Here is a 26,598-nt window from a genome sequence, read left to right as displayed (position 1 = left end):
AGATATCTGGAGGATAATCCGGTCTAGGAGCGGAGATAAGGGCGGCGCTTAGGGGAATAGCACATGATCAACCTCTTTCTTGGAGCAGATCTCCTTGAGCCTCGCTCCATGCACCTTGGCCCAGTGTGGCTCAATGCTGAAACCGTAGGCGATCTTCCCGCTGATGTGGTTAATCAACCCCTGAAGCGATTGAAAACCACGATGCCTAGCATGAGTCATCGCGTCGATATTAGGGTGGGCCAAGTAGTAGAGGTGATCGCTGACATACTTCTTGTAGGATTTCGTAAGCCGGGGTCTATCGCCGTCGACTAACAGTCCTAGGACGATCTTGCGGGCCCCCGGTGGAACAATTTTCGTCTTGGCCTCGTTAAGCCAAAACCCTTCCTCAATCAAGCACGCATTGATCATCTTGATGTGTCTGGTCGCCAGTGACCTATCAAAAGCATTTTTTGATGAGAACACCAGATCGTCCGCATATCGGGAGTAAACTAGCTCGTTTTCCCGTGCGTAATCTTGCAGGCTCTCATCCAAGGACTGCATGACAAGGTTGGCGATTCGCGGAGAGGTGGCGGCACCTTGGGGTAGATGGCCAATACGAGGGTCGCCAGAGTAGGGGAGCCCTGCAGGAAGTGCGGTGTTACCGAACCTTCGATCCGGGTTGCCGCTTTTACGTACGCGCGTGCAAAGCCTGGCAAGCTCGAATGCCACGAGTGGTTGGTATCCGAATGACCTGAAAAGCTTATAAACCCGTGGTTCAAGGATCGATTCGAAGAAGTTAGTGAGGTCGAGCTTGATCAGCCATTCAGCCCCGCAATGGAGCTCGGCTGACTCCAACACCCCGTGGCGTTTGTCATAGGCGTAACTGGCCTCGTGGGGATCAACCTTCGACAGAATGTGGGTATTTATCCATCGTTGCACCCGGAGTAAGTCTTCACTGGGCGCACAGATCCACCTGAAGCGATCTGGGCTATGACCCACATTGGCCTTTCTAAGCTTGAAGACGTTGTACGCCTCTGCCCTGTAGGTTCGGCTGATCGTTCGATGCAAAAATGGGTAGGGAACACCCGCCAGGTGGGCGAGGTGGTTCAGGGTGAGGATGGGAGGGCAACCGTGTTCCATCTGCTTTGCCGTCTGCACGGCATTCTGCAGTATGTCCCTAGGCACACCAGCCTTACGACCCGTGGTTAAATAAAGCTGAGAGCTCCAGCGACTCATCTACCTTTAGATTCCGCCCTGGCGGATGGAAGCCTTCTGGCGCCAGACTTCGATAGCGAACACCATGAAGGCTGCCAACCTCCAGCAGGCGTGAGATCGTTCGACGGTAAGCATAATTTGCTCCCAAAACGCCCCGCGCAACGCGCGGGAATACTAGATTCCGCTACTGCGGAGCCCTCAGCTGCGTTGGATAATACGAAGTGAAGGGGGCTGGGGCTACCAAAAACTTTTTCCCCTGGCGACGGAGGTAGCGGATGGCTCTATGTCCAGCTAGGGTCAGTGCTCCAGTTTGTGTCAGCCAGCCCCTTTTGACGGCACGGTCTTTTGCGGCTATCAGGGCGTCCAGAGACAGCGGCAACACCCGGCGCAGCTCTGCTATACGTCGTTTGCCCTGCGAGTGAGCGAGCAAAATAATGATTGCGGATTTGCTCTGATCGCTTGACCTCTGAAAACGATAGGATTTTGAGATTTCCGGGGCGTTCAGCTCGTCTAGTGCGTGACGGATCACTTTCTTCATGTCGACCTCGGTCGACCGCCAAAGGGTCTCAGTGACACGCTTGGGAAATAGAGGCGCCCATTTCTTCGCACCTGTGGTCTTCGAGGAAACGAAAATGGCTGGCATGTTGTTCGGAGCACCGTGTTCGAACGCCATAAGGGCTGCTGTGTTTTTCCAACCCAATGGGTCTTTGCTGTGTCCCCCATATTTCTTGCATAGTTCAATCATGTCATCGAGGTCTTCACCAAAGCTATTGTGAAGTGTAGGGCATTCTGTGACGACCTTAACTTTGGGCGCGAACCTATGCTGCTCAACTTTTTTTATGCCCTGCGTGGAGCCGCTGTAGGCTAATACCCAGAAGCTGATAAATTTCCCGGAGTACCAGCTTCTGATCGAGGCCACATTCCACATTGAGTCCAGCATGGCTGATGCCCGATCCCCACTGCCAATGAAGTCCGTTAAAATTACAAAATGCCTGACCTGAGAGTTTCTAACGTTGTCTGCCGCTGGCTGTAGCAAGAATCGTGTAGGGTTTGAGCGACTAAGCGAGCTTGCAATCAGGGTTACTAATGTTTCACTACCTAGGTCTTGTGTTTTATACGTGAGCGACTGAACGGCATGCACTGCAGCGCCGTAAGCTCGCAAGTGCTTTTTCTTTGACCTGGGGTTATAGGTCTTGATTGATTTGTAGATGGGTGGAGGCAGCTCTGCTGTCGTGGGCTGCAGCTCTCGCTCAATGAACAGGGCCGAAGTAGATTTTGGCGGGAGTGTTCTCTTGATTAAATTAAATAGGCTTTGCTTGAACTCATTAAGTGGGCAGTAGTTGACAGAGTCGAGTAATTTTTCCGCTAATTGACGGTCGTTGGCATTGTTGTCGAACTGGCTGAGCCAAAGCTGCGTTTTTTCTTGTTCCTTCAGTGCATGCACGGCGCTAGTCCCTTATTCAATGCTTGTGGCTGATAGGCGTCCGGTGCACACAGTTGTTGTGGATGTGCTGGCGAAGCTTCGGAGCCAACCGGCTGTCCTGGATAGGTTTGCTCACCTCATGGCTCCGTGTCCGGGTTTTGGAGTGCATGATGAGGCCCGGTCGATTGCTGAGTCCAGCGGTGCGGTAGGGCGGAGATTGGTTGATTAGGTGGATTGCTCGTTGCTGATGACTGCGGCTGTGGCTTGCCTCTCTGAAGGTGGGGGGTCTCCAAGGAGCGGGATGGCAGCTAGGGGCGGCGACTTCGGACAAATCAGTCTTGGGAGGTGCTTCAGTAAAGTTCAGGCGGGATAGGATTACTGGTAGGAGAGGGGGCGTGGCATCGGGGGCTGAGCTACTGGGAACTGCTCAAAAGCGGGATAGTAGATGTGAATGGGTAGGGCTACTAATCTGGAGGCTAGGGGCTACGGGGCCTTCAGGTTTGATAGTAGGGTTTCCATTTGGACTGGCGGTAGTTTATGAGATATGAGCGTGCGTGAAAGTGTGAGTTGTGAAGTGTCCTACAGGAGGCCGGGCTCTGCCCGGCCTCCTGTAGGACAGAAAAAAACAGTACCCGATCGTCTTTTCTAGTTAGCCATCTGTCAAGAATAAAGTCAACTGGGTGCCTTTTATTTTCAAGTTTAACCATCTACTTGGTCGAGGCAGTGGCGAAAGGGGGCAATCAGAACAGTTTGAGAAACTGTGGCAAAATAAAGGCACGCCCGCAGGGGACTGCCACTGGATGAAGACCACTTGACTGCATTGATGCCCCTTGCGCCGCTGTTTGACTACGCGACCCTAGACATAGAGCTCTGCGTGCCGCACCCGGTCACCGGCTTGCTCACCTATGGCTACATCGAGCCCTACGCGAGCCGTAACCTTACGGTGCCTGGCGGCGAGATCTACCTGCGGGTAGGCAAGCACCATGGCTTCAGTAAGGGCTTTGGTGTTCGCCATATTTGGGAGGGGCATGGTCACGAGCTGGCCAAGGTTGGCTGCTCTGCGATCGAGGATGTTCCAACCTTTGTGGCCGGTATCTTGTCGCAAGGCGCGCAGATTCTGTGTGAGGGATACCAGACCCGTGATGGCTACCGCTTGACGATCGTCAGGGGTGCGAAGGGGGTGGTTATTCTGTCGCCGCAGCTGGATGCGGCTGGCGAGAATTTCTACTCTGTGGTGACGGCGTACAAAGTCTTGAAAAAGCAGAGTGCAATGAAAGTGGGCACCCTGAAAGCAAAAAAGACGCCCTAGGCGCCTTTTTAGAGAAGTCATTGAGGGCTGGTAGTCGCAGCGCTTGCTTAGCACGTCCAGGCAAAGCTGCCTGAAAGGGGTCGGAAGCTAACCATTGTTGCCGGTTACCGCTACCGCACAGGTGGCGACCTGCGCAATCCACACTGATCTGTCGATATCGCCATGAGCCAGATCAGCCCTGCTCTTATTGAGCCCTCGGTGATCATTTTTGAGCAACGGGCGGCACTATGTCAACCACTTAAAGTGGAAAGCCTCGGCAGCTGCCGGCGTTTTGAGGGTTGAAAGCCTGGTCAAGTGGCTTGACGCCGAGTCCGTCTCAGGCCGCTGCAAGCCACGGGCGATGAGGTCTTGAGCGTTCTCAGGATGAGCGCTCGCGGGACGAAATCGTCGGAGTATGGCGCAGTGTTGAACTCCACATGTCGTGGAGTCGACAGTGTCAGATGGCTATCATCTCGGGAGTCCTTCCAGCTCTCTTTAACGCGGGAGTGCTCGATTGCCTTGTAGGTCATGCTCTGTATGGGTCGCTGCTTCGGACTCGGAGAGGCCGTGCTAAAGAGGTTGGACAATCAGGCCCTGGATCATCCCTTTTGGGTGTGAATGTCTATCGAGCGGGGAGATACCCGCTAGAAATGGGGTGGGCAGGGCCGCCCAAGCGATGGGTTAAACTCGCATAGGCTGGAGCTCTTTGGAGGATTACAGCCTTGGAGGCTTGTCTGATTCCCCCTAGGGATGGTAGCCTAGAAGGGCTTGGGTGTTGACCTCGGTATTTTTTCGCCTAAAAATAGAAAATATCTATCAGGTTGTGTTAGGTCTATAGCTAGACTCGTCGTTTTTTTTGACATAGTATTCCTCTCGTAGGCGCTTGGAGCAAATCGTCAGCAGGTTAATAGCACCACTGAAGATCCAAGGGCAATGAGAAGCATGAAAAGGCCATCCCTAAAGGGTGGCCTTTTCTTTTATTCGGGATAAATGTGCCCGATTACGCTGCCTTTGTGCATCAGCTGGAAAGGCATTCGCTCTTGGAGGAGGGGTTTCATCCTCCGAGTTTTAGCCAGGCTACTAATAGGGTAGGCTCGTGCGGCTCTTCCTCGCTTAAATTGGTCTAAGCCCGCCTGGGTCAGTAAATAGCTCGTCTTTTTGTGAAGGTCACTGCTTTGATGATCTGCAGCACGCTCGGGCGACATCCAATACAGAAGCTGCGTGATACGATCATAAATTGTTTGTAGTCTGACGAGCGCTTCTGTTTCGTTAACGGGAGCTAAATACTCGATCCGCGGTGTTACTCCCCTAATCGCCCGAATTTCTTCCGGCATGTCCTTGATCTTCCAGATCGGTTCGAAGTGAGCAGCTCGGTTTCGGATATCTCTCACGGCATTGAGCCGTTCATAGATAGTACCAATGCGTGCTTGATTCCAGTAATTGGCAGTGGCCGCATATCGGTGCTTTGAGAAAATTTGCGGAATCAGCGTTTTCCACGGCAGATTTAGATCCAGCAGTGGAGCCCAGAAGCCAAAGGTCATGCTTGAGACAACATTATTAGGGCTTACAAAGTGTGGCTTCGGAGTGTAAATTTTTCGCTGGCTACGCTGATCATAGCGAGCATCATGCGTGATTGCTTTTACCTTGTCCTCGCTCTTGCCTCTCAAGCTCGCATGACTGTACCAGTCATTTGAATCTGGCGAGCCCACATAAGGCCACTGTACGGTATGGGCGTGCTGGCTAAGGTGTAAGTGAAATTTGTTGCGCAGCGTTACCTCAACGCTTCCAATCAAGCGAAGAAAGTTGCTTCCGAGCACCTCATTCCAGCAGTAAATGCCGTAAAGCTCTTCGTCATTGGCTGGATTGAAGAACTGTCGATATGTCGACAGGCGAGGTACGGAAATAGCATCAAGAGATGTAATTATGTTGCAGGGAGTTGGATTGTACATTTCTTATTAACTGCTGTTTAATTCCGCTTGGTACTGTGCTTCTGCCTGGGGGCAGTTAGCGGCAGCAGTCATGATAAGCGACGCTTGTCTCTTATCTGCGGTTTTTTGCTGGCCTTGGCGTCATCAAGGTCTTCTTCTTCGATTTCGTCCTCGAAATCAGCCTCTACGCCCGTTTCAAAATCAATTTTTTCGGTAAGCTGCCGAATTAGGTTGTTAGGAGCTTTTCTCCAGTTCCTTACAAATCGCTCATCAGCGAAAGCGAAGCTATCGTCCAAATCGATAACTGTGAGTCCTCTGTTCAGGCACTCAGTCGTAAATGCCTCTACGTCCATGGTCGACAGCCTGCTCACGCCCAGTAATTGCTTGAGGCTCTCTCGAGAGATCAAGAATTTGCCAAGCGTTTTGCCACCAAAGGTTTCTGTATAAATTTTCTGTTTAAGCGCGGTGGCTACTAAGCCGATGCGAGTCGAGTCCATGGAGTACCTGTTAAGTCTTGCCGTCTTACCGTGTTGCGCTACTTGCGAGGCTTGCGTTAATTTCTGATAGCGAATTTACACCTAAAAATTGGATTGTCAAAGCCTATGGTGGTTTTTTTTCGCGATAGGCGGCTAATTCCAATCTTTTGCCGCAAAAAAACCATTTGATGGCCATTCCGTGCCACTGAAATGGGGTGGATCTTCGACAAGGAGGGACGGAAAGGCCCGGTTGTCGAGGTAGGTGTCGCCCATGGCACGTGCATGACGCTGCTTCGGGCGCGGAGCGGCCGCCTACCTACCCAAACTAGGATGCCAAGGGCTTATGGTCGGCTCTAGCGATCTGATGCTAGGGTTAGCACTCCACCGACTCCACAGTACGCAGGGAGCGCTATGCGATCACTCGGAATCCGCGCTGAGCCCAAAAAGGCGACCTTCGTCATTTACGACGATGAAGCGATGCAAATCTTGAACGTCGAATCCTTGGTAATCCCGCAAATTCTGAATAAGCCAGAGCAGCTCAAATTTGCTCGTCACAGCATCCTCGACATCCTTCGGGAGTACCAGGTGGACGTAGCTGGCATCCGGGTCGCAGAGGGCAACTCTCAGAACCAGGATGCTGACCGGCTGTACCTGGAAGCCGTCTTCATGGAGTCGTTCGCAAGTAGCAGCATCAAAGGCTACTTTGTGGGGCGCAAGACCAGCATTGGTGCCCGGCTGGGTATCACCGCAGCAGAGTTCGCCTCGATCGTAAAATGTGAATCCGAGCTTGAGGGCGTCAAAGGTTGGCCGCCAGGAAAGGCTGCGGCAGTTCGTGAGGCCATCCTCGTTGCTGTAGGAGCGACTCGATGATCATCCCTTACCAAACGGCGCAGGTGTCCTTCAAGAAGCAGCAACGCATTGGCGAAAACGGCGAGAACTCAGAGGTGTACGTCGTCCATGACGAGCACCTGGATGCCGAGCTTGTGATCAAACAGGTCAAGACTGACGGGTTCAATGAAGAGCGTTACCTGCTCGAAGCTCAGCTGCTGTACAAGAGTGTCCACCCCTACGTCGTGCAGGTTCTATACGCCTGCAAAGATGCTCAGCACATCTTCATCGCCATGCCCTATTACCGCAGAGGATCTCTTCACCAGGTCGTAGAGGCGGAAGGGCTGACTTGCAGGCAGCTGATTCGCTACTCCATCCAATTCCTGAGTGGCCTCAACAACATCCACTCCAAGGGGCTGCTCCACTTCGATATCAAGCCAGACAACATCCTGATCTCCGATACAGACGAGGCTCTGTTGTCCGACTTTGGGTTCTCGAAGAACATGGATGACGATGGCTTTGCAACGCCTGAGCTCAGCTACCGCCTGCATCTGCCGCCCGAAGGATCGGTGACCAGTGACTTCAACAACAGTGCGGACATTTATCAGGTCGGCCTGACCTTGTACCGCCTGCTGGCTGGACTGGACTCGCTGCAACGCCAGAGAGACTCGTTCAAGCTGGGCGCTGAGTTGGCGCGTGCCCAGCGCACAGAAACCTACCCAGACCTCAAGCAATTGCCGCTTCATGTCCCGAAGAAACTGAAGAGCATCATCAAGAAGTGCTTGAGGTACGACCCTGACTCGCGCTATCAATCAGTAATGGATCTACTGAATGATCTGTCGTCCATCGAAGATGTAGGCCTGGATTGGCGCTTCTCCACCGATGGGGGCGTCCGGCGTTGGGAAAGCATTTCGTCGGATGGAACAGGTCTTTTGGTAGAGGTGGCCGATAATGGCCAATGTGTCGCCTCGAAAAAGACGTCGGGCGGCACATATCGCAAGAAGCCCAAGCTCTGCGAAGAGAACGTAACCTCGGAGCGGATTCATGAAATCCTCATGTCATCAGAGTGGTAAGCCGGCAGGCAGGAAGGATGGGGACGGTTACCTGACCAGATCCCAGATCTCCACGGGACGTAGCCAGACAAGCTCTGGTCGCGCTCGCTCGTCCGTGCCTCTGGTGAAAGTCGAAGACCTTATTGGTGACTCGAAGATCGTCTATCACGAGCGTTAGCCCCACCGGGCTTGCACGATTTGTGTGTGAGCCTTGCGTCCACCGCATCGTCCGACGCACTCCCTAATTAGGTGCTTGGCTTTTGCTCCTCCTTGTGGACGATGGAGCGCGCTGCAGACCTAGTCAGCAATCAAAAAGGGCTAGAGGTTAAGCTCGTATTGCGTCCATGCAGTTTGTTGACGGCTTAGCAACAGAATGCAGGTCGTCGACTGCGCTGCAGCCCATGCCATAGCTGGTCGCTAATACGGGCTCGAAGGGCCGCCTATGCCTCTAGTTCAACAAGCTACCAATTTTAGAGGAGCTATCAGCAAGTCTGCGCCCAGGCAGCAGGAAAAGCCCGGGGCAGGTGGGGATCAACACACTCTTTCAACTTTTTTTGAATCTAGTAAGGTTACTTCGTTTTTTTAATATCGTGCCTAGAAAGCTCCAAGTCGCGTAACGCCATCAGCTCATCGCTTCGACGAATGAACTCGGGATGAGTAATTAAGTTGTTTTTAAACTCGTTATAAAGCGCGTCGGATTTTTCTTGGTATAGACTCAGCGTTGAGGCTCTGTGTACACCTTCGGCTGAATCGCCTATGCCTTTCTCTCCCTCAAAGACAGTAGTCAAGTACTCTCTCAGAGATTCGATGCTCTTGTGGCCTGTCCATTGACGGACTTTTCTCAAGAAGTCCTTATCACTGATCAGGGCGGCTTCGAATTCATCTTTACTATTGAATTTGTGGCGTTCTACAAGTAGCGTAAAAAGATTTGTGATGAATGCGTGGCGGAACATGTGCGCGCATGCTTGCTCTTCAATTCCTGCCGCTGATCTCACTTTGAATATTATCGAGGTGACTGTCTCAATCGCAATAGGGGCGCCTGTGGTTTCAGAGATAAACAAATAATCGTTTTTATTTTCCGGGTGTTGCTTCTCTATCTTACGTCTTTCCGCAAGATATATTTTTACATCGTTTAGTGCGATAGCGTTGATAGGTATTTCACGGATAAATATCTCGCCCCGTTTAAGTGTGACTAAGCGTAGCATAGGGTACTTCATGAGTTGGGCTTCTCGCAAAGCAGTCAAAGTCAAAGAGGCGATTTCCGCTCTTCGAGCTCCTGTGTGCTGCAGAAGAGTAATCAGTGCCAAGTGCCTGGCTCTCAGAAAACTGGATCGGGTATTGTCACGGATTGCTTGTTCCATTTTTTCAATGTTGTGTTTGGGTATAGGGCTTCGAGTATGCTCCCGATGCGGTAATGGGAAAGAGTGGTGAGATTTCGTGAGAATGGACTTTCGGGCGTTTTTGAAATTTCTAATAATTCCTTCTGTGGTTATTCTGATCGTTCCGCTTTCGGATACAAAGTTCGGATCACCATGAAACCCTCCAACCCAAGCTAGAAACTTTAAGCATTCTCTTCCGATATTGATTGTAGTGTTGTCTTTTCTTTTAAGTCTTCCCGGCTTGTTGGGTTTTAGCTCCACAATTAGCTCAATTATGAAGTCTTCGAAAAATTTATCATCGATGTGATAAGGATCAATCCCGTGAAGCCAGCATCGTTTAAGTAGGAGGCTTATATTGCTTGCATACTGTCCTATAGTTCCACCTTTACTATCTGGTCTTCTCCCGTCAGCGGATATCTGCGTGTGCAGGCGCGATAGATCTAGCAAGTAAAGATTTGCTATGTGACAGGGCTCGTTATTAGGCCAGCTTATAAAAGGGAATCTATAAAATTGGCAGCTTCGCACGCTACGTGGCGTGACGCGTTGGAACAAATTGACATAATCAATTGTTTCAACCAGGAAATTATCAGTCATTTTTCCTTTCCTTGGGCTTTATTGGCACCACCGTCGCTGTGGAAATTGCTGGTATTTTATAAGCTTCTGGGTTGAGGCTGGTGATCGCCGTTATTCTCTTCAAGATTGCGGACATTCGAGTCTGGCGCGTAAATTCATCCTGGGCGCTGACGATACCATCTAACTTACTTCTCACGTCCGATAGGGTTTGCAGTAATATTAGATTTGAGCGTTTCTGGATATCTAACTCTATATGGAGATCTTCCACTTTTTGAGATAATGCATCTCTGCTGCGATTGTTTTTGGGTTGTGGCTTGTTTTTTTCTTTATGGATGGCCTGTGCTGCGCTTTTGCGTAAGCTATCGATAGCTGCAAAGCCGCCAGGAAGCCTTTCTTCGCTTCGCTGCTTAAATGTATTTAGGCTGAGCGAAAATATGTGAATGTCCTCATCCTCGGAGGTTTTTTGCAGCGAGAGCTTGGCTAGAGATGTTTGGCTAACCAAGCAACTAATTATAACCTCGTCCTCGAGGTACTTGGATGGCGTTGCTATTATCGAAAATAGGAGCCTCCTGGTATTTTCAATGGATTCGGTTTGTGAATCTTTCAGCTCATCCCGTTTCATTGCTCTTCCTCACTACAGTAAAGATTTCGACACGAAAGCCATTGTCATCTTCCAAAAATTGAGGTTCGATAGTCAATTGACCTCCCTCTATTAGAAACTCCAAGTACTCGGTGAGCTGTTCGGCATCCATGATGGAGACATTTCGGGTGTTGAATGTTTCCTCGATTAGCTCAATCACATCTGTGTAGTGTGTGGCTCCTCCTGTTGTTATGCGCTCACTAAGGGCTTGAGATAATGTATTTTGAAGTTCCTTACCTGGAAGTTCTTCAGTAATGTAATTCCAGATATGCTCAGGGTCAGTATGTCCGAACATCCACTGTAGAATTCCGATGCTAGCGGCATAGCCGCAGTTAAGGAACACCAAAGCAAAAAAACGTCTTAACTGATGTTGACGAATATAAAATCGACGGCCAAGCTTGTCTGTGTCGACTTGAAAATAATCGCAGAACAGGTCTATATTCTTGTAATACAAATACACATCGCATGCTGTTAACTGGCTCGTGCCAAATATGCCAGGTGATGAAAATAAAGGCAGTTTTTCTTTGATGTAACCTATTTGGGTCAGTTCATGTTGGAAATGGATAATCTCTTGGATCATCTCTGCTGCGAGAGGATCGATAGGTCTAGCGTTTCTTGACCGTCGGCCCTGAAGGCTGCGGGTGGATTTGGAGAGGGGTGCAATAAGATAATCATGATTTTCGCTCAAGCACGTTTCTGGGTCGAGACCTCGTAGTTCGGAACCTCGCTTCGCCATGGTAGCCCCGACGACTAACTGCACCGCTCCAAAATAGACGGCAATAAGCTCGAGTAATCCCTTGTTGTTCCGTAAGCGGGTAAAATATATTTCTTTTGATTCTTTTAGCTCTGACCCCGGTTCGTTGCCAGCGGAACGGGTTGACAGACCTAGTTGACTTACGCCAGCTTGAGCGATAGATGGTTCAAGAAGAGAAACAATAGTCTCATCTGAAATGCTTGTAATGCTAACACTATTCTTAATGGAGTATTTGGCGATATTTACATAGCTTTGCAGCAGTTTAGGGCCATGCTCATAATGAAATTCGATGCCTTTCTGGATGGCATTGAATATGATTGGAGTTGGAACGTTTTTGAAGCGACCCATTGTTGTGCCTGAGACCTTGTATATGGCCAACTCTCTGAGATCATTCAGGCTGGGAAGGGAGAGGCCTAGTTTGATAATTTTCTGCAGGCTGACGAAACAGGATCGGTAAAGCACTAATTCCCGCTTGGTCATGCGGTCACGATTGCCGTTAGTAACTGGAACACTGTCCAGTTCGCGCATGAAGCTTTCCTTCCGCCAAACAAACCCCAAAATACGATGGGTAGGCTTAAAGCGCTTTTTTCCCGCGAGCGTGCTCTTATATAACTCGGCGCTAATTTTAACGGAGCTAACATTATGGCCGCCAATAGGAACGCTGTGGTACATGTCGCTTAAAAATAATGCGGCCCTTACTCTCGGGATCATCTCGACTGGGATGTCAAGCTTGTTGTCCTCTAGCTGAATAGGGCTAATATCGCTTAGCGCGGGATTGTTTAACAAGCATTCATCAATAGCCGTCGGGTCAGTATTTTCGAGGGTTTTGACGCAGTATTCCTTCAGGCGGCGGTTCCAATCATAGGTACTAACCGCAACATAACTGCTGGAGCCAATCTGATCAATGATTTCACACATGATTTCATACGTAAGCGCTGCAAGCCCGTACTCAATCAGCTGCAGTTCCTCGGCGCACTGAAGAATATAGTCGATAAGCGTAAGTGTGCGGCGGAAATCTATCGCTTGCGTTTGCATTCCGTTAGTGTGGTTCGTAGTTGCTGAATTTTGGGTTGAGGCAATAATCCAACATTTTAAGGATTTCAAAAGTCCTTCGTTACATGGGTCTGTAAGGCATGACCCATCATACATAAGTACTTTCCAGTCAAGCTCCTGGTCTCTCGCGAACGAGAAGTTATATTTCCAAACATGAGCATCAAAACTTGAAACGAGCCAAGGCGCAGACATAAAATCACCCAGCTCACGTTTTTTAAACAAGCTAGCAAAGTGTGCGAGATGTTCAGGGCGCTGCATGAATCATTTCCCTATATACGCCTGGGTCACAGCTTTTCAACGCTGCATTCAAGTGGCTGCGTAAATCATTGTCGCGGCATTTTTTAATGTAATTCTCAACTGCATCACAAACTGATGCCCAATATTTTGCCAAACCCCTAACTCTAGTTGGAGTAGGGCTTTGCCTAATAGCCTCGCGTATTGATATCAGCGCACTCATGCTTTCAGCTGATACTGATACACCTACCTCGACAACCTCACCTTGCGCTATTTTATTCTCTTCTAAGTTTCTGAGGTTTTCAGGCACTTCTTTCAAAGCATACCGGCTCAGGAAATTATGTAGCTGGTCGATAGTTTCAAATTTCGTTGCCTGCAGGAAGTATCTGCTTTCTTTCATTGCTTCGCAAATGATGCCTTTCTGGAAAATTCTCACGTATCGCGTGGCAAAAAAATCATAGATCGCGGTGGGGAGGTATGAGTCGAGTAGATCCTTTGAGAAAAACGCGTGTCCGAGCTTTTTCGCCAGGCGAGTTAAGCTATGATTTTGGATGTAGTCGGCCACAGCTGACTGAGCTCGAACCCTAGATATACAAAGCTTTTTAATGAAATCTACCAAGTCTTCGCCACGTTTATGCGTGAATGGTGAAAGTTTAGCGATAAAAAGCTCTCTGGTGCCTTTATGCTTTTTCACTGCGCTGCTGTTTAATGCGTTGCTATTGGCGACTTGGGGGTAGTTGAAGCTTGAGCCAGAGGTTAAGAAAAGTTTTTGCCAATTGGGATCGCCTTGTTTTTTTAGATAGACACGCAGAGGGTTTGTGATTTCCTCCACGATACGAACGAGAGCTGCTGCTCGAGGCGATAGAAGAATTTTCTGTTCCGAATGCTTGCTGCCGCGTCGGTCTTTGAATCCTGTCAACTCATAGCCTTTGTCGGTTTTAATGAAAGAAACTCTCGTGTCTCCATCCCAAATAGCCAGGTCGTCTAAAAATGAAGTTGTGATTTCAGGATGGTAAAGCGTCAAGAGGCACTGAAAAGGAAATAAAGAGAAAGTTGTTGGCAATCCAAGGAATTCAGCTAATACTGGCAGTCGCTGTGTGTACCTGCTACGCGCATCATCTGTAGTGCACAATCCCTCTTTTTCAAAGGTGTGACAAATATCTTGAATGCCAGTTTTTTCGAAGCTGTCGTAGTGCCGTGATCCTCTATAATGGTTCCTAAGGATGCTTCCTGTTTTTGCCTCTCTTAGTCTGCGACGTTGTGCTCTGCGGATTTTTAAGGCTTCCGAGATGCCATATTTTTCTACGGTGCGTAGATCAGACTTTATCTCCCCATATAACAAATCGATGGCTTGTATATCGCTTACATGGAGAGGGACTTCAGTAAGTAGTTTGTCTTTTATTTGTATGCCATGCTTGTTGATTTTTATATTTTGCTCGGCGCCCGGCTTGCTTTTTATTGGAGGCAAAACAATGACGCTTTCGTCTGCATTCCATATTCGAGGTTTGAGTAAGGCTCGAATAATAATGACGCGTAGGGCGCGCCAAGAGCGAATATTGGAGCTCTGATCTTCGTTTCTTTCCCATTCCGTGGTCTGATAGTGCCAGAAAAATTCTTCGAAGAATCCTTCCATCATCTCGTGAGATTTGAAAGCTTGTGGGGGGAATCGAAAAGCTTCTTTAGAAATGAAAGCGGCCAATTTATTGATCATGCCGCTGGAGACCTTGCAGATTTTTAAACAATCACGCCGGATGGCTTCATGGAATTGAGATGTAAACTGTGAGCCATGGGAGCCATACATATCCACCAGCTTGAGATAGACTGTCTTTCCTTTTTTTGCCTTAACAGGCCAGCATCCCCAGAACGATGCCGTTTCTGGATCGATCTTGGGTTTTGATTCATTCCAAGTGTAGTTGTAGCCAGACTCAGCTCCGCTTGACCAGATCACCGACTGAAGGCCTGGAACCTTGTCGATCAAAGTTGTAATCATTTGTCCGAGAGCCAATGAACGCAATCTGATCGACTCTGCGGCTAGGTCAATCAACTCACCAGATCTCAGGTGTCCGTAGAAAGATTCGACAAGCCAACGGAGTTTAGCGGCATCGAGACTGGCAAGCGACAAGCGTTCGCCTAGGCAGTGACAGTGACAGTCGAATAGCTGGAGGGCAGTTCGCTTGTACTTCTCAGCTTTGATGGGCGCCTGTAGAAGCATGAGCGCCAGGTCTTCGTCGATGGCCTGTAGCGGGTAGTCCAAGAGGTAGGCGCTGCTTTTGATAATTGTCAAGGTTACGCTCGCTTCGGAAGACTGGCATGATCCCCTGAGCGTAGCCCTTGTGTTGATTTTGACAAGATGACAAATCAGCAAACTCAGCGAGCGCAGCCTGGATGCCGACCTGGCGCTGGCGCTGAGCCTTAACGGCCGCGAGCTGCTACGTGACGACCCGCCCCTGAAGATTCTGCTGATGTCGGCGACGCTGGAAGGTGAGCGCCTGTCGCGGCTGTTGGACGACGCCCCGGTGGTCAGCAGTGAAGGGCGCATGCATCCGGTGGATATCCGCTGGGGGCGGCCGTTCCAGCCAGGCGAGTTCATCGAGCCACGGGTGGTGGACAGCGTGCTGCATGCGCTGGCCGAGCAGGCCGGCAGCGTGCTGGTGTTCCTGCCTGGGCAAGCCGAGATCCGCCGGGTTCACCAAAGCCTTCAGGACGCCCTGGGGGCACGCCCCGAGATTCTGCTGTGCCCGTTGCATGGCGAGCTCGACCTCAATGCCCAGCGCGCCGCTATCGACCCGCCGGCCAAGGGCCTGCGCAAGGTGGTGCTGGCCACCAACATCGCCGAGACCAGCCTGACCATCGATGGCGTACGCGTGGTGATCGATGCCGGCCTGGCCCGGGTGCCGCGCTTCGACCCCGGCAGCGGCATGACCCGTCTGGATACTCAGCGCATTTCCCGCGCCAGTGCCACCCAGCGCGCCGGGCGTGCCGGCCGTCTGGAGCCTGGCGTGTGCTACCGCCTTTGGTCCGAGGCCCAGCATGATCAACTGGCCGCCCATGGCAGTGCCGAGATCCTGCAGGCCGATCTGGCCGGGCTGGCCCTGCAACTGGCGCGCTGGGGTGTAACCCCCGAGCAGTTGCGCTGGCTGGACCAGCCGCCTGCTGCAGCGTTCGCCCAGGCACAGGACCTGTTGGCGCGGCTCAGCGCCTTCAAGCCGGGCAGCCGCGACAACCTCAGCGAACATGGCCAGGCCATGGCCGAACTGCCGGCTCACCCACGCATCGCGCATTTGTTGCTGCGTGGCCAGGACCTGGGCCTGGCACAGATGGCATGCGATGTGGCTGCGCTGCTGGGGGAGCGGGACATTCAACGTGGCGGTGGTGCCGACTTGCACAGCCGGCTTGCGCTGGTCAGCGGTGAGAGCAAGGCTGTGCGTGGTGGCCAGGGTGGGGTGCAGCGTGCTCGCCAGCTGGCCCGCCAATACCGTGGCCTGTTGCGTGGCAAGGTCGGTGCGCCGGTCGCCGACCCGGACCACCCTCGTTGGCTGGGCGCCCTGCTGGCGCTGGCCTACCCTGACCGGGTCGCCCAGCAGCGCCGGGCGGGCGGGGCTGAGTATCGACTCGCCAACGGCCGTGCGGCCCTGTTTGGTGAAGTCGATGCCTTGATGAAGTGCCCATGGCTGGTGATCGCTGACCTGGGTAGCCGCCAGGGGCAGCGTGAGGAGCGGATCTATCTGGCAGCCGAATTCGATCCCGCGTTGCTCGAGGGCGTGCTGGCCGAGCAGGTTGAGCGAGTCGATATCCTGGATTGGGACGAGCGTGAGCAGGTGCTGCGCGCCGAACGTCAGGTCAAGGTGGGCGAACTGGTCCTCAGCCGCGAACCGCTGCCCAGGCTGGATGACGAAGCCAGGGCCCGAGCGCTGCTTGGCCTGGTCCGGCGCAAAGGTTTGAACCTGCTGACCTGGACGCCAGAGCTGCGGCAGTGGCAGGCACGTGTGGCGCTGCTGCGGCAGCTCGACCTGGAGAAGGATGGCCACACTGAATGGCCTGACCTTAGGGACGAGGCCCTGCTGGCCAGCCTGGAAGACTGGTTACAGCCTTACCTGAGCAAAGTGTCGCGCCTCAGCCACTTTGCTGCGCTGGACTTGCCGTCGATGCTGCGCAACCTGTTGCCCTGGCCGCTGCCGCAACGCCTGGAAGAACAGGCTCCGGCGCATCTGGCCGTGCCATCCGGCTCGAACATCCGCCTGGATTACAGCGAAACCCCGCCGATTCTCGCCGTGCGTCTGCAAGAACTGTTCGGCCTTGCCGACACCCCGCGCATCGCCAATGGCCGGCAGCAGGTCAAGCTTCACCTGCTGTCACCGGCACGTCGGCCGGTGCAGGTGACCCAGGACCTGGCCAACTTCTGGCGCACGACCTATGCCGAGGTGAAGAAAGACCTGAAAGGGCGTTATCCGAAGCATTATTGGCCGGACGACCCTCTGGTGGCCGAGGCTACGGCGCGGGCCAAGCCGAGAGGGAGCTGATGCACAACACCGAGTGCGGCAGGTCGAAAAAATCATGTGCTGGGCACGACGTGTTAGTGGTCGTGCCATTCATCGTATTGCACCCGCCAGTGAAGCTTGATCTGCTTGTCTCAATAGGAAAGTGATCACTTCGCCTTCCTCGACGTTGAGCAAGGCTACCCACTCCCCACTCCTGTGCGGCGTATCCGTGAGGGCGCCGACCCTGTAGCCCCGCTGGTCGCGCAGATGGCAGACAAGGCCTTCATCTGTCAGCGCCAGCGGCTCGATTTTCCAGTATTCGCTAACGTTTGCATGCCAGTAAAAGCCCAGATAGCCATTACGGCTGACTCCTAGCTTCTTGGTTTCCGGGCGCCCAGGCATGCTGATGCGGTAGTGCAGGCGATCGTTGGTCCGCGAGTGGTAATGAAAGTCCATCACCGGCGAGTCCTGCCTTCCCCCCGCCTGTAACCAGTCATCCTCGGGGGTAATGCCCCAGCCGAACTTGTCTGTACTGCGGCTGAGTCGCAGCGGGATGTCCCGGTGGCGGGCGCGCATGTACAGCTGGCCGCGAAATGAGCGGGCGTAACCGGCCTGAATGTCTTCGTTCATGGTGCACTCCTTGAATGGCGTTGAGGAAGTGCACTCTGGCGCCAGGGCTGGGCAGCCCATCAGATCGAAAACATTCCCCGCTGGCCTCAGGTGCCGGCTTCACCTTCCAGCAACATGAACAGGCGATACAGCACCACCGTGCTGAACAGTTGCAGGAAGCCGCTGAGGCTGTCCATGGCCAGTTCCATCCCAGGTGATGGCTCGGGGAAGGCCATCAGCAGCAGCCCGTCGATCAGCCAGATCGGCGCCAGCACGCTTACAACGCAGATCATGATGCGCATGAAGTGCCCGGTGGTCATGCTTGCGCTTTCGCGCATCGCCTGCACCACCGGCCGGCCGCGCAGTACCAGCAGGTACTCGGCGAACACCAGGTTGATCATGATCCACACCCCCGGGAAGATGAACAGCGCAAGGCCGGCCATGATCAATAGCGAGCTGATCAGGATCAGCAGGGCCAGTTGCGGCCACAGCTGCAGGGCGCGGGCGAACAGGTCGCGCTTGGCGATTTCCTGGCCGTTGCTGCGTGTGTCCAGGTACAGGATCAGGGCTGCGCTGTACAGCGGGTAGAACAACAGGCTGACCAGCATGCCGTAGGCCGGTGATGCCTGGTCGCCCATCTGCCGGTACAGCAATTGGGTGAGCAGGGCTTCCACCACCACCAGCGGCAGGCACAGCTGGAGGATGTTTGGCAGGTGACGGCGGAAGAAGTACAGGGAGTCGCGCAGAACGCTCAGCGGATTCATCAGTCAACATCGCATGGCAGTAAAAACAGGGGCCTAACTTTAGCCCAAAGCAGGCCTGGGGCTGTCACTTGCTGAAAAAAGTTTCACCGCAACAGTGATTGAATCCCGCGCCTGTACGCCCCATCTTTGACGCTGTCCGTTGTCCCGCTACCCCACGAGGTCGCCCCATGAACACTGAAGAACAAACCCTTATCGACGGCCTGTTCGGCCGCCTCAAGCAAGCCGAAGACCCGAGCCAGCCGCGTGACGCACAAGCCCAGGCGTGCATCGAGCAGCATGTGCGTCAGCAACCGGCAGCGCCTTACTACATGGCCCAGGCGATTCTGGTGCAGGAGGCCGCGATCAAACGCCTCGACGAACAGAACAAGCAGCTGCAAGCCGAGCTGCAACAGGCCCGTGCCCAGGCTCAGGCGGCACAGGCTGCCAGCAGTGCGCCGAGCAATGGCGGGGGTGGTTTCTTGTCCAGCATCTTTGGTTCGGGTGGGCGCAACGCAGCGCCGGCGGTGCAGCCACAGCGTCCTTCGGCGCCCCCGGTAGCGTCCGGTGGTGGCTGGCGCGAGCCGTCGGCACCTGGTTTTGGCCAACCTCAGGCGCCGCAGCCTGGCTATGGTGCCGCGCCTGCGCGCAGTGGGGCCAGCAGTTTCCTTGGCGGGGCCATGCAGACCGCTGCCGGCGTGGCCGGTGGTGTGTTGCTGGCGCAGGGTATCAGCAGCCTGTTCAACCACAACTCGCAACCGGAAGAAGTGGTCGAGGTCATCAAGGAAGAGCCGGTGCCAGCCAGCGACAGTGGCGGCTGGAACGATCAGGGCGGGCAGCAGCAAGTGGCTGATAACGGTGGCTGGGGTAACGACCAGGGCAGTTACGCCGACAGTGATTATGGCAGCGATGATGGCGGGTTCTTCTCGGACGACGATTCTTACGTCTGACAGGTCTGGCATACTGCTGGCATTTCCGGGGGCGCTTTGCGCCCCTTCGCGGGCACGCCCGCTCCCACAGATATACGCGTGATACCTGTGGGAGCGGGCGTGCCCGCGAAGGGCTGCGGAACTGCCCCCAGCACTCCAGGCCATAAATAAGGTTCCCAGGTGAAAAAGATCGCGTTGTTCGCCGATGTGCAGAACCTCTACTACACCGTGCGCCAGGCTCACGGCTGCCATTTCAACTACACCGCCCTGTGGGCCGACGTCAGCCGCGAAGGCCAGATCGTCGAGGCCGTGGCCTATGCCATCGACCGTGGCGACAGCAAACAGCAGCAATTCCAGCAGATCTTGCGCAACCTCGGTTTCGATGTGCGCCTCAAACCGTTTATCCAGCGCAGCGATGGCTCGGCCAAAGGCGACTGGGATGTGGGCATTACCCTGGATGTGATCGACGCGGCCAGCCGGGTCGACCAAGTGGTGCTGGCCTCCGGTGACGGTGACTTCGACCTGCTGCTGGAACGGGTAATCCAGCGCCATGGCACCGAAGCGGTGGTGTATGGCGTGCCGGGGCTGACGGCGTTGTCACTGATCCGTGCTGCCACCCGCTACGTGCCCATCGAAGGCGCGCTGTTGCTTAAACACTAAGGTCTTTTTCATGGAACGTATCGCTGTCATCGACTTTGAAACCACCGGCATTTCCCCCGCTACCGGCTGCCGTGCCACCGAGGTGGCGGTGGTAATGCTTGAGGGGGGGCGCATTGTCGAGCGCTACCAGAGCCTGATGAACGCTGGCGTGCCGGTGCCGGCCTTCGTCGCAGGACTGACCGGCATCACCACCGCCATGCTGCGTAGTGCGCCGCCGGTGGACAAAGTGATGAACGAGGTGGCCGAGTTCGTTGGGAGCACCCCATTGTTGGCGCACAACGCTGCTTTCGACCAGAAGTTCTGGGACTATGAGCTGGGCCGTATTGGCCGCAGCCGCAGTCAGCCCTTCGCGTGTTCCTTGTTGCTGTCACGGCGCCTGCTGCCCGCAGCGCCAAACCACAAGCTGGGCACTTTGACACGCTGGGCTGGGTTGCCTGCCACGGGCACCGCGCACCGGGCCATGGCCGATGCCGAAATGGCCGCCAACCTGCTGCAGCATCTGGCGGGTGTGTTGCACCAGGACCACGGGGTTCAGCAGCTCTCGCACGATCTGCTTTGCCGGCTGCAGAAAACCCCAGCTGCGAAGGTGCGCGAAGCGCTGGCCAAGTATCGTCAGGGCTAGCAGGTGATCGTCTGGGGTGTCGCCTACGCCGCACGCACCCGAATTGTGCCGCTCATTTGCACCCGTTCTGTAACGTCCCTTCACCCAGGCAGGCCGTTAAACTGAGCCACCCGTAAACGGATTTCGAGTTTTCCCCATGCCTGCCTCCCGTCGTTTCCCGCTGTTGCTGATTGGCGCCTTCCTGGCCCTTTATCTGGTCTGGGGTTCCACTTACCTGTTCATTCGCATCGGCGTCGAGAGCTGGCCTCCGATGCTCATGGCCGGTGTGCGCTTCCTGATTGCCGGGGGCCTGTTGTACGGTTTTCTGCGTTGGCGCGGCGTGCCGGCGCCTGCCTGGCCGCAATGGCGGGCGGCAGGGGCGATCGGTTTCTTGCTGCTCAGCTGTGGCAACGGCGGGGTGACCGTGGCCGAGCATGCCGGTGTGGCTTCGGGCGTGGCGGCTTTGGCGGTGGCGACGGTGCCACTGTTCACCTTGCTGTTCGGCCTGTTGTTCGGGCACCGTAATTCGAAGCTGGAATGGGCGGGGATCGCCCTTGGGCTGGTGGGCATCGGCCTGCTGAACCTGGGCTCCAACCTGCAGGCAAGCCCGATAGGTGCGGCGCTGATCATCTTCGCGGCGGCGTCCTGGGCATTCGGCTCGGTGTGGAGCAAGACCTTGCCGCTGCCCCAGGGGCCGATGGCCAGCGCAGCGGAAATGCTGGTCGGTGGTGCGGTGCTGTTGCTGGGCAGTGTGCTGTCGGGCGAACGCATGACCCAGCTGCCGACCGCCGCGGGCTGGGGTGCGCTGGCCTACCTGGTGTTCTTCGGTTCGATCCTGGCGTTCAGTGCCTACATGTACCTGCTCAAGCACGTGCGCCCGGCAGCGGCCACCAGCTACGCCTACGTCAACCCGGCGGTGGCGGTGCTGCTGGGTATCGTCTTTGCCGGTGAGCAGATTGGCGCTGAAGAGTGCGTGGCAATGGCCGTGATCATCGGCGCGGTGGTGCTGATCGGCCTGCCACAGTGGCGCAAGGCGCCTGTACCTGTGCCACCGTTGAAAGGTGAAATCTGCAAGTAGGCAGGGGCGATGCGGTAAACTTGCCGCCTTCGCTGAACCCCCTGACGGTATTGCCATGAATTTCGCCAAACTCGGCCTGATCGAACCGCTGCTGCGCACGCTGCAGCAACTGGACTACACCACCCCGACCCCGGTGCAGGCCAAAGCCATCCCCGCCGTGCTGGCCGGCCGCGACCTGATGGCCGCAGCCCAGACCGGTACTGGCAAAACCGCAGGCTTCGCCCTGCCTGTGCTGCAGCGCCTGGCGCTGGAGGGCGAGAAGGTGGCCAGCAATTCGATCCGCGCCTTGGTGCTGGTACCCACTCGCGAGCTGGCCGAGCAGGTGCACAACAACGTGCGCGAATACGCGGAGAACCTGCCGCTGAGTACTTACGCGGTGTATGGCGGGGTCAGTATCAACCCACAGATGATGCGCCTGCGCCGGGGTGTCGACCTGCTGGTGGCTACCCCTGGCCGCTTGCTCGACCTGTTCCGGCAGAACGCCGTGAAATTCAACCAAGTGCAAACCCTGGTGCTGGATGAAGCCGACCGCATGCTTGACCTGGGCTTTGCCGAAGAACTGCAGTCGGTGTATGCGGCACTGCCACGCAAGCGCCAGACGCTGCTGTTCTCTGCCACTTTCTCTGATCAGATTCGCATGCTGGCGGGGCTGGCGCTGAATGACCCGCTCAGTATCGAAGTGAGCCCGCGCAACGCCACGGCCACCAGCGTCAAGCAGTGGCTGGTGCCTGTGGACAAGAAGCGCAAGGCCGACCTGTTCTGCCACCTGCTGCGCAAACAGCGCTGGAAGCAGGTGCTGGTGTTTGCCAAGACCCGCAATGGCGTCGATCAACTGGTGGAGCGCTTGCTGGCCGAAGGCGTAAATGCCGACGGCATCCACGGTGATCGCCCACAGGCGACCCGCCAGCGCGCGCTGGACAGCTTCAAGGCCCGTGAGGTGCAAGTGCTGGTGGCGACCGATGTGGCGGCCCGTGGCCTGGATATCGATGACTTGCCGCTGGTCGTCAACCTCGATCTGCCGATCGTTGCCGAAGACTACGTGCACCGCATCGGGCGTACCGGGCGGGCGGGCAACAAGGGCGAGGCGATTTCGCTGGTGTGTGCGGATGAAGTGCAACTGCTGGCGGCTATCGAGGTGCTGACCCGGCAGACCCTGCCGCGTCATGAAGAGCCGGATTTCATCCCCGAGCACCGGGTGCCGATGACCGATGCCAGCGGGCAGGTTATCAAGAAACCGAAGAAGCCCAAGAAGCCGAAAGAAAACAGCGCCAAGCGCGGGCTGGGGCGCTGGATGGACAGCAGTGAAGCTGGCAGTGCGGAGCCAGCGGTGAAGGCTGTGCGCAAGGTGCCGAGCTTCAATGGTGGGCCGCGCAAGCGTAAGCCTTGAGGTTTTGGGGCCGCTTTGCGGCCCCGCAATCCATCAGGCTGACCGCATCAGCCAGTTCGCCGCTGCCCGCCCGGCGCGCAAGCCGCTGGCAAAGCACGCCGTGAGCAGATAACCCCCGGTCGGCGCCTCCCAGTCCAGCATCTCGCCGGCACAGAATACCCCCGGCACGGCCTTGACCATCAACCCCTCATCCAGCCCCTCGAAGCGGACCCCGCCGGCACTGCTGATCGCTTCATCCAGCGGCCGCGTGCGTACCAGGGTGATGGGCAATGCCTTGATGGCTCCAGCCAAGGCATCAACGTCGGTAAAGGTCGCCGGATCCGTCAGCTCGCGCAGCAGTGCTGCCTTGACCCCATCAATCCCCAGCTGGCTGTGCAGGTGCTTGGCCATGGAGCGTGAACCGCGTGGTTTGGCCAGTGCCTGGGCAATCTTGTCCACAGGCTTGTCCGGCAGCAGATCCAGCAACAACACCCCGCGGCCTTCACGGTGGATGGCCTCGCGTACCGGTGCCGACCAGGCATACACCAGGCTGCCTTCCACACCTTGAGCGGTGAGGATGAACTCGCCCTTGCGCGGTGCGCTGCCCGGGACGCTGAGGGCGATGTTCTTCAGCGGTGCGCCCGCGAACTTGTCCTTGAGCAGCGCGCTCCAGCCCTCTACTTCAAAACCGCAGTTGCTCGGCTGCAAAGGCGAGATATCCACAGCCCGTTCTGCCAGCAGCGGTTGCCAGCTGCCGTCAGAACCCAGGCGCGCCCAGCTGGCGCCACCCAGCGCCAGCACCACGACCGAGGCGTTCACCTGCCGTTCGCCCTGTGGATAAGCAATTCGCAAGCTGCCATCGGTGTTCCAGCCCAGCCAGCGATGGCGGGTGTGGATAACTACCCCGTTGTCGCGCAGGCGCTTGAGCCAGGCACGCAGCAACGGTGCGGCTTTCATGTCGGTGGGGAACACCCGACCCGAGGTGCCGACGAAGGTTTCGATGCCCAAACCATGAATCCACTGGCGCAACGCGTCAGCATCGAAGTCGCGTAGCAGGGCCTCGATTTCGCCCTGGCGTTCGGCATAACGGGCCACGAACGCCGGATAAGGCTCGGAATGGGTGATGTTCATGCCGCCGACACCCGCCAGCAGGAACTTGCGGCCCACTGAAGGCATGGCATCGAACACCTCGACCGCCAGGCCTGCCTTGGCCAGTGCTTCGGCGGCCATCAGGCCGGCGGGGCCGCCACCGATGACGACAGCGGGGGGAGGGGATGCGGGGGTCAGATCGGGCATGGTGGGCAGCAGGCTGTGGAAAAGAGGCGCATTCTACCGCAGCGCTGCCCACGGAAGCACTGGTCAAAAAATAGGCAGCGTCACGCAGGCCTTGCCAGTAAAGGGCTACAGCGCCTTTCGCGCAGGTTATCCACAAGCGGTTCCACAGTCATTGTGAACAACCCATGACACGTGCCGCGCTGTGGTGAAGGATGCCGTGGCGTTTGGCCAGGGCTGTGCGGTCCTTGCTGTAGCCACCGCCGATCACGCCCACCACCGGGATATCGCGGCCCAGGCAATGGCGCAGCACGGCTTCGTCACGGGCGGCAACGCCTGCGTCAGTCAGCTGCAGGTAGCCCAGGGCGTCGTCCTTGTGCACATCGACACCGGCGTCATACAACACCAGGTCGGGTTGATAAAGCGGCAGCAGGTAGTTGAGGGCGTCGTCCACCACTTTCAGGTAGGCCGCGTCGCCCATGCCTCGGGGCAGAGGGATGTCCCAGTCGCTTTGTGCCTTGCGGGCGGGGAAGTTCTGTTCGCAGTGCAGCGACACGGTGATGGCCTCGGGCGTGTCATGCAGGATGCGCGCGGTGCCGTCACCCTGGTGCACGTCGCAGTCGAAGATCAGCACCCGGTGTACCCTGCCTGCTTCCAGCAGGTAGCGGCTGATGACCGCCAGGTCGTTGAAAATGCAGAAGCCGGCGGGGTGGTCGTAATGGGCGTGATGGGTGCCACCGGCGAGGTGGCAGGCGATGCCATGCTGCAACGCCATCTCGGCAGTCAGCAGTGAACCGCCGACGGCGCGCACGGTACGCCGGGCCAGGGCCTCGCTCCAGGGCAGGCCGAGGCGGCGCTGGTCCTCGCGCGACAGCTCGCCGTTCATGTAGCGCTCGATGTAGCTGCGGTCATGGGCCAGGGCGAGGATGTCGTTGGGGCAGATGTCCGGGCGCAGCAGGGCCTGGTCGGTGGTCAGCCCGCTGCCGACCAGGTGGTCGTGCAGCAGTCGGAACTTGTCCATCGGGAAGCGGTGTTCAGCGGGGAACTCCGGGCTGTAATCTTCGTGGTAGATCAGCGGCAACGGCATGGTTGAGGTCGTAATCAGGGCCAGGTCCTGATCTTGCCATGGCCGGGCCAGCTTTGCTGCTCAATCGCCTGCACGGGATTGCTGTGGCCCGTATCACTTTGCGGCGCTGGCCAGTACCCGTTGCCAGTCCGGTTCGTTCAGGCGCCCCAGGATGCGGGCCTTGCCATTGCTATCCACCGATACGAACAGGGCGCTGGCATAGTTGCTTTGACGTTCGCCGCCGGCAACGTGCTGCTGGCGGGCAAAGTGGTCGATGCAGCCGTTGTGAGTCACCAGCACCAGGTTGTGGCCCGCGCGTTTGTGTGCAAGCGCTTCGTTGGCGAACTGGCTGTCGCAGCTTTCCAGCCAGTCTTCGCTGGCCACCGCCTGGCCGAGGATGAAGTGCGCGGTTTGCCGGGTGCGCAGTTTCGGGCTGGTGAGCAAGTCGGCGTTGTTCAGGCCCAGCCGGTGCAGCCCCTGGCCAACGCGGGCAGCGGCCTGGCTACCGCTCAGGGTGATACCCGTAGGGTCGTCCAGGCAAGGGCCGGGGGCGCTATCGCAGCGTTCAGCGTGGCGGATCATCACGATCACCGCACCTTCGGCCCAGTCCTGCAGCAGGCCGCTGTCACTCAGTTGTTGCTCGTTGCCAAGGTCCACGATATGCGTCCTCGTCGCCAGCCAGGTGGTCAACGCCGCCACGACCATGCACAGGCCCAGGGCGGCTCCGAGGGCTTTGCGGGTCAGGCGTCGCTTGCGCCGGGCGTGAATGGCAGAGTGCCCCAGGGTATTGCTCGATTGCATGTGTGGCTCCGTTGGCATAGCCGTGCTTGGCACGGCAGGGATGGCGGAATCCTGCCAAGTGGCCTGTCGGGGGCCGGTGAAGGGCGTGTGAAAATTGCATTCGGCTACTACCGGCTGGGTGAAACCCGCGCCCGCGCCTACGCTGTAAACTGCAACACGGCAAAACCGGAGCAGGC

General features: G+C 55.9%; 21 protein-coding genes and 1 pseudogene. 9 read left to right on the top strand and 13 right to left on the bottom strand.

The genetic code is table 11. From position 1 onward, the window contains the following. Positions 1-48: 48 nt before the first annotated feature. On the bottom strand, positions 49-1,215 hold the full coding sequence (locus tag ACE4QZ_RS24315) for a reverse transcriptase family protein (RefSeq protein ID WP_410480238.1): 1,167 nt from the start codon (positions 1,213-1,215) through the stop codon (positions 49-51). A gap of 163 nt (positions 1,216-1,378) precedes the next feature. Continuing rightward, positions 1,379-2,638 carry a hypothetical protein gene (locus tag ACE4QZ_RS24310; RefSeq protein ID WP_410480237.1) on the bottom strand — a complete coding sequence of 420 codons (1,260 nt, stop codon included), beginning with the start codon at positions 2,636-2,638 and terminating at the stop codon, positions 1,379-1,381. Between the two features lie 790 nt (positions 2,639-3,428). Between ACE4QZ_RS24310 and ACE4QZ_RS24305 the strand changes: the two genes are divergently transcribed. Beyond that, entirely contained in the window at positions 3,429-3,926 is a 498-nt protein-coding gene (locus tag ACE4QZ_RS24305) for a hypothetical protein (protein ID WP_410480236.1), read from the top strand. Between the two features lie 956 nt (positions 3,927-4,882). On the opposite strand, the gene ACE4QZ_RS24300 is transcribed toward ACE4QZ_RS24305, so the two are convergent. Both ACE4QZ_RS24300 and ACE4QZ_RS24295 read right to left on the bottom strand, forming a co-directional pair. After that, entirely contained in the window at positions 4,883-5,854 is a 972-nt protein-coding gene (locus ACE4QZ_RS24300; protein WP_410480235.1) for an Abi family protein, read from the bottom strand. Between the two features lie 68 nt (positions 5,855-5,922). Beyond that, on the bottom strand, positions 5,923-6,330 hold the full coding sequence (locus tag ACE4QZ_RS24295; protein ID WP_027595093.1) for a hypothetical protein: 408 nt from the start codon (positions 6,328-6,330) through the stop codon (positions 5,923-5,925). 390 nt (positions 6,331-6,720) lie between these two features. Here ACE4QZ_RS24295 and ACE4QZ_RS24290 point away from each other — a divergent pair, with 390 nt between their 5' ends. After that, the gene (locus ACE4QZ_RS24290; protein WP_027595092.1) at positions 6,721-7,179 is read left to right on the top strand and encodes a hypothetical protein; all 459 of its coding nucleotides are present in this window, start codon (positions 6,721-6,723) and stop codon (positions 7,177-7,179) included. Next, positions 7,176-8,210, top strand: coding sequence for a serine/threonine-protein kinase (locus ACE4QZ_RS24285; protein ID WP_027595091.1), 1,035 nt, complete (start codon positions 7,176-7,178; stop codon positions 8,208-8,210). The genes ACE4QZ_RS24290 and ACE4QZ_RS24285 overlap by 4 nt, the downstream gene beginning before the upstream one ends. Positions 8,211-8,758: 548 nt before the next feature. On the opposite strand, the gene ACE4QZ_RS24280 is transcribed toward ACE4QZ_RS24285, so the two are convergent. From ACE4QZ_RS24280 to ACE4QZ_RS24265, 4 genes are read right to left on the bottom strand one after another with little or no spacing between them, the layout of a single operon-like run. Beyond that, positions 8,759-10,162 carry a tyrosine-type recombinase/integrase gene (locus tag ACE4QZ_RS24280; RefSeq protein WP_410480234.1) on the bottom strand — a complete coding sequence of 468 codons (1,404 nt, stop codon included), beginning with the start codon at positions 10,160-10,162 and terminating at the stop codon, positions 8,759-8,761. Beyond that, on the bottom strand, positions 10,155-10,763 hold the full coding sequence (locus ACE4QZ_RS24275; RefSeq protein ID WP_410480233.1) for a hypothetical protein: 609 nt from the start codon (positions 10,761-10,763) through the stop codon (positions 10,155-10,157). The genes ACE4QZ_RS24280 and ACE4QZ_RS24275 overlap by 8 nt, the downstream gene beginning before the upstream one ends. Continuing rightward, positions 10,750-12,846, bottom strand: coding sequence for a hypothetical protein (locus ACE4QZ_RS24270; protein WP_410480232.1), 2,097 nt, complete (start codon positions 12,844-12,846; stop codon positions 10,750-10,752). The genes ACE4QZ_RS24275 and ACE4QZ_RS24270 overlap by 14 nt, the downstream gene beginning before the upstream one ends. Then, complete coding sequence (locus tag ACE4QZ_RS24265; protein ID WP_410480231.1) at positions 12,833-15,106, bottom strand: hypothetical protein; 2,274 nt, start codon at positions 15,104-15,106, stop codon at positions 12,833-12,835. The genes ACE4QZ_RS24270 and ACE4QZ_RS24265 overlap by 14 nt, the downstream gene beginning before the upstream one ends. A gap of 88 nt (positions 15,107-15,194) precedes the next feature. Between ACE4QZ_RS24265 and hrpB the strand changes: the two are divergent. Continuing rightward, positions 15,195-17,342: pseudogene (hrpB, locus tag ACE4QZ_RS24260) on the top strand (ATP-dependent helicase HrpB); the annotation flags it as partial. A 69-nt stretch (positions 17,343-17,411) separates the two neighbouring features. Here hrpB and ACE4QZ_RS24255 read toward each other — a convergent pair. Together ACE4QZ_RS24255 and ACE4QZ_RS24250 are read right to left on the bottom strand one after the other, a co-directional pair. Further along, positions 17,412-17,930, bottom strand: coding sequence for a hypothetical protein (locus tag ACE4QZ_RS24255; RefSeq protein ID WP_021784373.1), 519 nt, complete (start codon positions 17,928-17,930; stop codon positions 17,412-17,414). Positions 17,931-18,016: 86 nt separating this feature from the next. After that, positions 18,017-18,673: a YciC family protein gene (locus tag ACE4QZ_RS24250; RefSeq protein WP_021784372.1), complete on the bottom strand. Its 657-nt coding sequence runs from the start codon at positions 18,671-18,673 to the stop codon at positions 18,017-18,019. 167 nt (positions 18,674-18,840) lie between these two features. Between ACE4QZ_RS24250 and ACE4QZ_RS24245 the strand changes: the two genes are divergently transcribed. The 5 genes from ACE4QZ_RS24245 to ACE4QZ_RS24225 all read left to right on the top strand — a co-directional run bounded on the left by ACE4QZ_RS24245 (position 18,841) and on the right by ACE4QZ_RS24225 (position 23,304). Continuing rightward, positions 18,841-19,599: a DUF2076 domain-containing protein gene (locus tag ACE4QZ_RS24245; protein ID WP_021784371.1), complete on the top strand. Its 759-nt coding sequence runs from the start codon at positions 18,841-18,843 to the stop codon at positions 19,597-19,599. A gap of 159 nt (positions 19,600-19,758) precedes the next feature. Beyond that, a complete protein-coding gene (locus ACE4QZ_RS24240) occupies positions 19,759-20,238 on the top strand; it encodes an NYN domain-containing protein (protein WP_004576858.1) in 480 nt (159 codons plus the stop codon). A gap of 10 nt (positions 20,239-20,248) precedes the next feature. Continuing rightward, on the top strand, positions 20,249-20,860 hold the full coding sequence (locus ACE4QZ_RS24235) for a PolC-type DNA polymerase III (RefSeq protein WP_084851506.1): 612 nt from the start codon (positions 20,249-20,251) through the stop codon (positions 20,858-20,860). Between the two features lie 136 nt (positions 20,861-20,996). Then, the gene (gene yedA, locus ACE4QZ_RS24230; protein WP_021784369.1) at positions 20,997-21,917 is read left to right on the top strand and encodes a drug/metabolite exporter YedA; all 921 of its coding nucleotides are present in this window, start codon (positions 20,997-20,999) and stop codon (positions 21,915-21,917) included. A gap of 55 nt (positions 21,918-21,972) precedes the next feature. After that, positions 21,973-23,304, top strand: a complete 1,332-nt coding sequence (locus ACE4QZ_RS24225; protein ID WP_003249817.1) for a DEAD/DEAH box helicase — start codon at positions 21,973-21,975, stop codon at positions 23,302-23,304. A 33-nt stretch (positions 23,305-23,337) separates the two neighbouring features. Here the strand turns inward: ACE4QZ_RS24225 and ACE4QZ_RS24220 are convergent, their stop codons facing one another. The 3 genes from ACE4QZ_RS24220 to ACE4QZ_RS24210 all read right to left on the bottom strand — a co-directional run bounded on the left by ACE4QZ_RS24220 (position 23,338) and on the right by ACE4QZ_RS24210 (position 26,422). Next, the gene (locus ACE4QZ_RS24220; RefSeq protein ID WP_021784368.1) at positions 23,338-24,579 is read right to left on the bottom strand and encodes a TIGR03862 family flavoprotein; all 1,242 of its coding nucleotides are present in this window, start codon (positions 24,577-24,579) and stop codon (positions 23,338-23,340) included. A gap of 148 nt (positions 24,580-24,727) precedes the next feature. Then, a complete protein-coding gene (locus tag ACE4QZ_RS24215; RefSeq protein WP_021784367.1) occupies positions 24,728-25,642 on the bottom strand; it encodes a histone deacetylase in 915 nt (304 codons plus the stop codon). A 93-nt stretch (positions 25,643-25,735) separates the two neighbouring features. Continuing rightward, positions 25,736-26,422, bottom strand: coding sequence for a phosphohistidine phosphatase (locus ACE4QZ_RS24210; RefSeq protein ID WP_021784366.1), 687 nt, complete (start codon positions 26,420-26,422; stop codon positions 25,736-25,738). Positions 26,423-26,598 lie beyond the last annotated feature (176 nt).

Source organism: Pseudomonas sp. DCA-1 (genome assembly GCF_046523955.1).
Classification (GTDB): domain Bacteria; phylum Pseudomonadota; class Gammaproteobacteria; order Pseudomonadales; family Pseudomonadaceae; genus Aquipseudomonas; species Aquipseudomonas putida_Y.
Note: the sequence above shows the minus strand (reverse complement) of the source record. Positions and strands in the feature narration are given on the sequence as shown.